This window comes from Edaphobacter sp. (assembly GCF_035532915.1).
GTDB lineage: Bacteria > Acidobacteriota > Terriglobia > Terriglobales > Acidobacteriaceae > Edaphobacter.
The window spans coordinates 1-5,952 of sequence record NZ_DATKQC010000423.1 but is presented as its reverse complement, the minus strand read 5'-3'; the positions used below and the strand labels follow the sequence as shown (position 1 = coordinate 5,952).

The following is a 5,952-nucleotide window of genomic DNA, read 5'->3' as shown; positions in this document are numbered from 1 at the left end:
GTCATAGGGAAGATGTTTGACAACTCAATACGAGTTCGGATATTAGCCTACTCATCACAATGGTTGAGCGAATATTCCATCGGAAAGCGGGGCAATGACTGTCGCAGGGATCGGTATAGGCCAATCATCCTGAAAGGCATTCCGGGGGCAAGATAGGAGGTTCATGTCAATCGCCAAGCAGGCTTCAGTTACGCGCCGCGCTGTTTTGAAGACAACGGGCATACTCGCTGCCAGTGCGGTGATTGGAGGATCACAGCTACTCGCGCAGGACCCATCGTCTATCAATGAAGACGTCGACCCTCTGCTGACGCTGTGGTATAAGAGACCCGCAAGGGTCTGGATCGAAGCACTGCCTTTAGGGAATGGCCGGCTGGGCGCAATGGTATTTGGTGACCCATCCCTGGAGCGCATCGGCCTGAACGAGGACACACTCTGGTCGGGCGGCCCTTACACGCCGGAGGTCGATGTCTCCGAGGAGGACTTGAAGCGAGTCAGGCAACTCGTCTTCGAGGGTAAGTATGAAGAGGCACAGCGGTTGGAAGACGAAGTATTTTTCGGCCCCATCCACACGCAGTCCTCTTACCAGACACTGGGCGAATTACAGCTCACATTTTCAGGGCATGATTCGTTCACCAATTACCGACGTGAGTTGAATCTGGGCGAAGGCATCGCCTCTACTGCGTATTCGGTAGGCGATACGGTCTATCGGCGGGAAGCTCTTGCTACAGTCGCAGAGAATGTGATTGCAATTCACCTAGCCGCAAGCAAGCCCGGTCAGCTCACATTCCAGGCGACGATCACCTCGCCACAGCAACACGAAATATCAGCTGTTAGCCAGGACACGCTTAGGATGAGCGGGCAAAACGGCGACCTTATGGATCGGACCGTCAAACTGGTGGATCATGACCTGACGTTTGTGAGTCTAGTACGGGTAGAAGCCAAGGGTGGCACGACCTCGGCCGTCGACGACAAGCTGAGTATCTCCGGTGCTGACGAGGCAACACTCTACATCACTGCAGCCACCAGTTACAAGAGATATGACGATGTGAGCGGGAATCCGGACGCGCTTTGCCGGGCTGCGATTGAAAAGGCGGCTCAGCGTTCTTTCCCGTCAATGCGCAGCGAGCATGTCATCGCGCATAAGGCGATCTTTAGCCGGGTTCGGCTTGAGTTGCCGCTTACGACGATCTCCTACCTTTCAACGGACGCGAGGATCAAGCTGTATGCAGGTGGGAATGATCCTGCCCTTGCCGCACTCTATTTCCAGTTTGGGCGCTATCTGTTGATGTCTTGTTCGCGCGAGGGCGGCCAGCCCGTCAACCTGCAGGGAATGTGGAACGAGGATTTGTCCGCAGCCTGGGGCGGAAAGTACACTGTTAACATTAATACGGAGATGAATTACTGGCCGGTGTACGTGGCGAACCTTGCCGAGTGCGATCAGCCGCTCTTTGACTTGGTCAGGGATCTCTCCATTCGAGGGGCACACACTGCGCAGGTGATGTATCACGCGCGCGGATGGGTGTGCCATCACAACACGGATCTATGGCGAGCGACAGCACCGATAGACGGTGCCTTTTATGGTCTGTGGCCGACCGGAGGGGCGTGGCTCTGCAACACGTTGTATCAGCGATATGCATTCTTCGCCGACATGCGACGGCTCGCCGAACTCTACCCAATCATGAAGGGGGCGGCGCAGTTCTTTCTCGATGCATTGCAGGAGGAACCTACGCATCGATGGCTCGTGACGTGCCCGTCAATGTCACCAGAGCACGATTACCAGAAGGGCCTGACCACGACCGCTGGCCCGACGATGGACAACGCAATCCTGCATGAGCTCTTCAGCAACTGCGCCGAGGCGGCGAACCTGTTGCATGACTCCACATTTGCGCAGGAGTGCTTGAAGACTCGCGACCGCCTGCCTCCGTTTCAGGTAGGTCATGCCGGCCAACTGCAGGAGTGGCTTCAGGACCTCGATACCACGGCACCAGAAATCGCGCACCGTCACATGTCGCCGCTCTACGGACTCTTCCCAGGCAGCCAGATCACGCCCAGGGACACGAAGTTTGCAAACGCCGCTCGCATACTGATGGACATGCGGGGTAACCCTGTCGACGGGATGGGCTGGGCCATGGCCTGGAGAGCCTGCCTATGGGCGCGCCTGCTCGATGCAGACATGGCTCACGATGTGCTGGCTCAGCTTATCAGTTCGCGCACGGAATTGAATATGTTCGATCAGCCTCGTGTTCAACTGGACGGGAACTTCGGCGGTTGCGCAGCAATCGCGGAGATGCTGCTGCAAAGCCACGCAGGGGAAGTCCATCTGCTACCCGCTCTTCCTGTTGTCTGGCGAACGGGACAAGTCTCTGGATTGCGCGCTCGCGGAGGATTCGAAGTTGGGATGGCGTGGGAGGACGGCGAGCTGATTCGTGCAACGATTTCTTCAGAGACGGGTGGGACCTGCACTCTTCGGTATCTCGAGAAGACGATCTCGATCAAGGTTCATCCTGGAAGCAAGGTCTTGCTCAAAGGAAGCAATCTTACGTAACGCTGCGCATAACTTGTGAGGTTGCGAATACATTGTCTGTGAGGAAAGCGATGAAGAGCTTTGGATTGCGAATTGTAGCGGCAGGTTTGGCTTGTTGCCTAATTACGTGGGTGGCCAGGGGGCAGGATGCCCAGAAACCTGCGTACCTGGACCCCAACCTGCCGGCGGAGCAGCGTGCGGCAGACCTGGTTGGCCGGATGACGCTTGAAGAGAAGGCCACACAACTTGTGAATCAGTCGCGGGCCATCCCGCGGCTCCATGTGCCGGCCTACGACTGGCAGAGCGAGGCGCTGCATGGCGTCCTCGTGAATGGAACCACGGAGTTCCCCGAGCCGATTGGCCTGGGCGCCACTTTCGATCCGGCGGCCATCCACGAAATGGCCGTCGCCATCAGCATCGAGGGGCGCATCAAGCACGCGCAGGCGGTGCGGGCTGGCCACAGCAATATCTTTGAGGGGCTGGATTTCTGGGCGCCCAACATCAACATCTTCCGTGATCCGCGCTGGGGACGGGGCCAAGAGACCTATGGCGAGGATCCATTCCTGACCGGCCGGATGGCCGTGGCCTTCGTGACCGGCATGCAGGGCAATGACCCGCACTATTACCGGACCATCTCGACCCCCAAGCACTTTGCCGTGCACAGCGGGCCCGAGCCTACGCGCCATACCGCCGACGTGAAGGTGAGCAAGCACGACGAGATGGATACCTATCTGCCAGCGTTCCGCGCCGCGGTCACCGAGGGCAAGGCCGGTTCCGTAATGTGCGCCTACAACAGCATCAACGGTGAGCCCGCCTGCGCCAGCCAGTTCCTGCTCCAGGACCAGTTGCGCGGCAAGTGGGGCTTCAAGGGCTATGTGGTTTCCGACTGCGACGCGGTGCGCGACATCTTCAACGGTCACCACTACAAGCCTACACAAGCACAGGCTTCGGCCATCAGCCTGCAGCGCGGCATGGATAACGAGTGCCTCGACTTTGTTGCCAACGTGAACGAAGACCGCGATTACAAACCCTATCTCGACGCCGTGAAGCAGGGTTACCTGAAGGAGAGCGACATCGACGTGGCCGTTACTCGGCTCTTCACCGCGCGGATGAAGCTGGGCATGTTTGATCCGCCGGAGATGGTGCCGTACACCAACATCGACCCGAAGGAACTGGACAGCGCGGCGCATCGGGGACTGGCGCTGAAGCTGGCCAACGAGTCCATGGTGCTGCTGAAGAACGACGGCGTGCTGCCGCTCAGGACTTCAGACATCAAGATCGCCGTGGTTGGTCCGCTGGCCAACCAGACCCAGGTGCTGCTGGGCAATTACAACGGCATACCCACCCATCGGGTCTCGATTTTGGAGGGTCTCCGCGCGGAGTTTCCTGCTGCCATCATCAACTATGTGCCTGGAACGCAATTCCTCAGCAAGGATGGGGCATTGGTGCCGGCCGCTCTGCTGACAACCGGCGGCAAGACGGGCGTCAAGGCTAGCTACTTCGAGATGAAAAGGGAGGATATCACCAACCCGGAGGCCAAAACGGCTCCGCTCTTTACCCGCATCGAGCCGGCCATCGACCTCTCCACGGCATCGCTGCCCAGTGAAGTCGCCGGGATCAAGCTGATCCGCGTTCGCTGGGAAGCGACGCTTACGCCGCAAGATACAGGCGGATACAATCTGGGTGTTGAAGGGGGCGGCTCCTTCCGTCTCATGCTCGATGGCAAGGAAGTAGCTTCGGCCTCGGACACCCAGGGCATGGAAACCAAGTTCGGCAGCGTGCACTTGGAGCAGGGCCATCCCGTCCAGTTGCTGGTGGAGTACCAACAGGGCGAAGAGTCAGCCGCGGTGGTCCGTCTGGTGTGGTCCAAGATTGACCTCACGCCGCAGCCCGCGGCAATCGAAGCGGCCAAGAAGGCCGATGTGATTGTGGCCGTGGTGGGTATTACCAGCGAGTTGGAAGGCGAAGAGATGAAGGTGGACGTACCGGGATTCAAGGGCGGCGACCGCACCGCGATCACGCTCCCGAAGCCGGAACAGGATCTGCTGAAAGCTCTGGGCAGTACCGGCAAGCCGCTGGTGGTTGTGCTGGTGAACGGAAGCGCGTTGGCCGTGAACTGGGCCAAGGAGCATGCCAATGCGATTCTGGAAGCATGGTATCCCGGCGAGGAAGGCGGATTGGCCGTGGCACAGACGCTCTCTGGGATGAACAACCCCGGAGGAAAGCTTCCAGTGACGTTCTACACGGGCGTGGACCAGCTGCCTCCGTTCGACGATTACGCGATGAAGGGCCGCACCTATCGTTACTTCGAGGGAGCCCCGCTCTATCCCTTCGGCTACGGCCTCAGCTACACCACTTTCGCTTATAGCGGGCTTACCGTTCCCACCAGTGCTGTACAGGCAGGTAGCCCAGTAGTTGCGGAGGTGACGGTGACCAACACCGGCTGCCGTGCCGGCGACGAGGTAGCGCAGCTATACCTGACCTTCCCCAACGTGCCAGGCGCACCGCTGCGCGCACTGCGGGCTTTCCAGCGAGTTCACTTGGAGGGAGGCGCCTCGCAGCGCGTGCGATTTGAGTTAAGGCCGCGCGACCTGAGCATGGTGACAGAAGCAGGCGAACCCACCATCCCCGAGGGCAACTATACCATCTCGGTGGGCGGCGGTCAGCCGCAAACATCCGCGCATGTGCTGACGAAGATTTTCCGTGTGAAGGGGACTATGACGCTGCCAGAGTAACTTCGGAGAAACCTTCCACGTCGTGCAGCGAAGCTAGCTAAACATGGGAAGCCGCCCGGCTCTGCTTGTGCCATCAAGAAGCGCGAGCTTCATGCTGTACGAAAGATGAGGGAAGGCCCCTCGGAGTCGCTCTGCAGGGGGAGGCTCCAAACAGCCACAAGCTGCTTCGGTAACAAGCCGCGGTGGTGAACGTTGTGGTTAAAAGGCATGGCTTGACCGCGTCATGTAGGAGTGAGAGAGACGAACGTAAGTGAACCGCCGATTAAAGGATCGAAAAGGGGTTAGATGACATGGAAACCGAGGTCTGCAGAGTACCTCGGGATCAGCATGGAAGATACCTGTTTACCGTCCATGCGGTGTCCGGTGCAGAGGAGGCGAGACTCTCATTCAGGCTTTCGTGCGGAACTTGGGAACCTGCTCGAAGATGAAAAGGAAAAACGGACAAGCGCAGAAACTCAAGGCGGAAAGTACCAATGCTTCGATCAGGGCGGACCACCTCGCAGTAGTGATGAAGCTGCTGTAATCGCAGTGGAGCGATGGGGGGTGGGCGGTCCAATCCAAGTTGGGTCAACCGGCAACGGGAAGAACCCTCCTGGATGAAAGGCGACAGCCTTTCGCGGGCTGCACGAGCCGAATGACGCGAGAGCGTCATGTCCGGATCTGTGAGCGGCTCGGGGTGCAATTCCCCGGGCC

The 5,952-nt window shown here is 58.9% G+C and carries 2 protein-coding genes; both read left to right on the top strand.

Annotation, left to right across the window (positions count from 1 at the left end; all coding sequences use genetic code 11):
• Window positions 1–163 precede the first annotated feature (163 nt).
• Window positions 164–2,545 carry a glycoside hydrolase family 95 protein gene (locus tag VMU57_RS19930; RefSeq protein ID WP_325386625.1) on the top strand — a complete coding sequence of 794 codons (2,382 nt, stop codon included), beginning with the start codon at window positions 164–166 and terminating at the stop codon, window positions 2,543–2,545.
• 50 nt (window positions 2,546–2,595) lie between these two features.
• Window positions 2,596–5,259: a glycoside hydrolase family 3 C-terminal domain-containing protein gene (locus tag VMU57_RS19925; protein ID WP_325386623.1), complete on the top strand. Its 2,664-nt coding sequence runs from the start codon at window positions 2,596–2,598 to the stop codon at window positions 5,257–5,259.
• Window positions 5,260–5,952 lie beyond the last annotated feature (693 nt).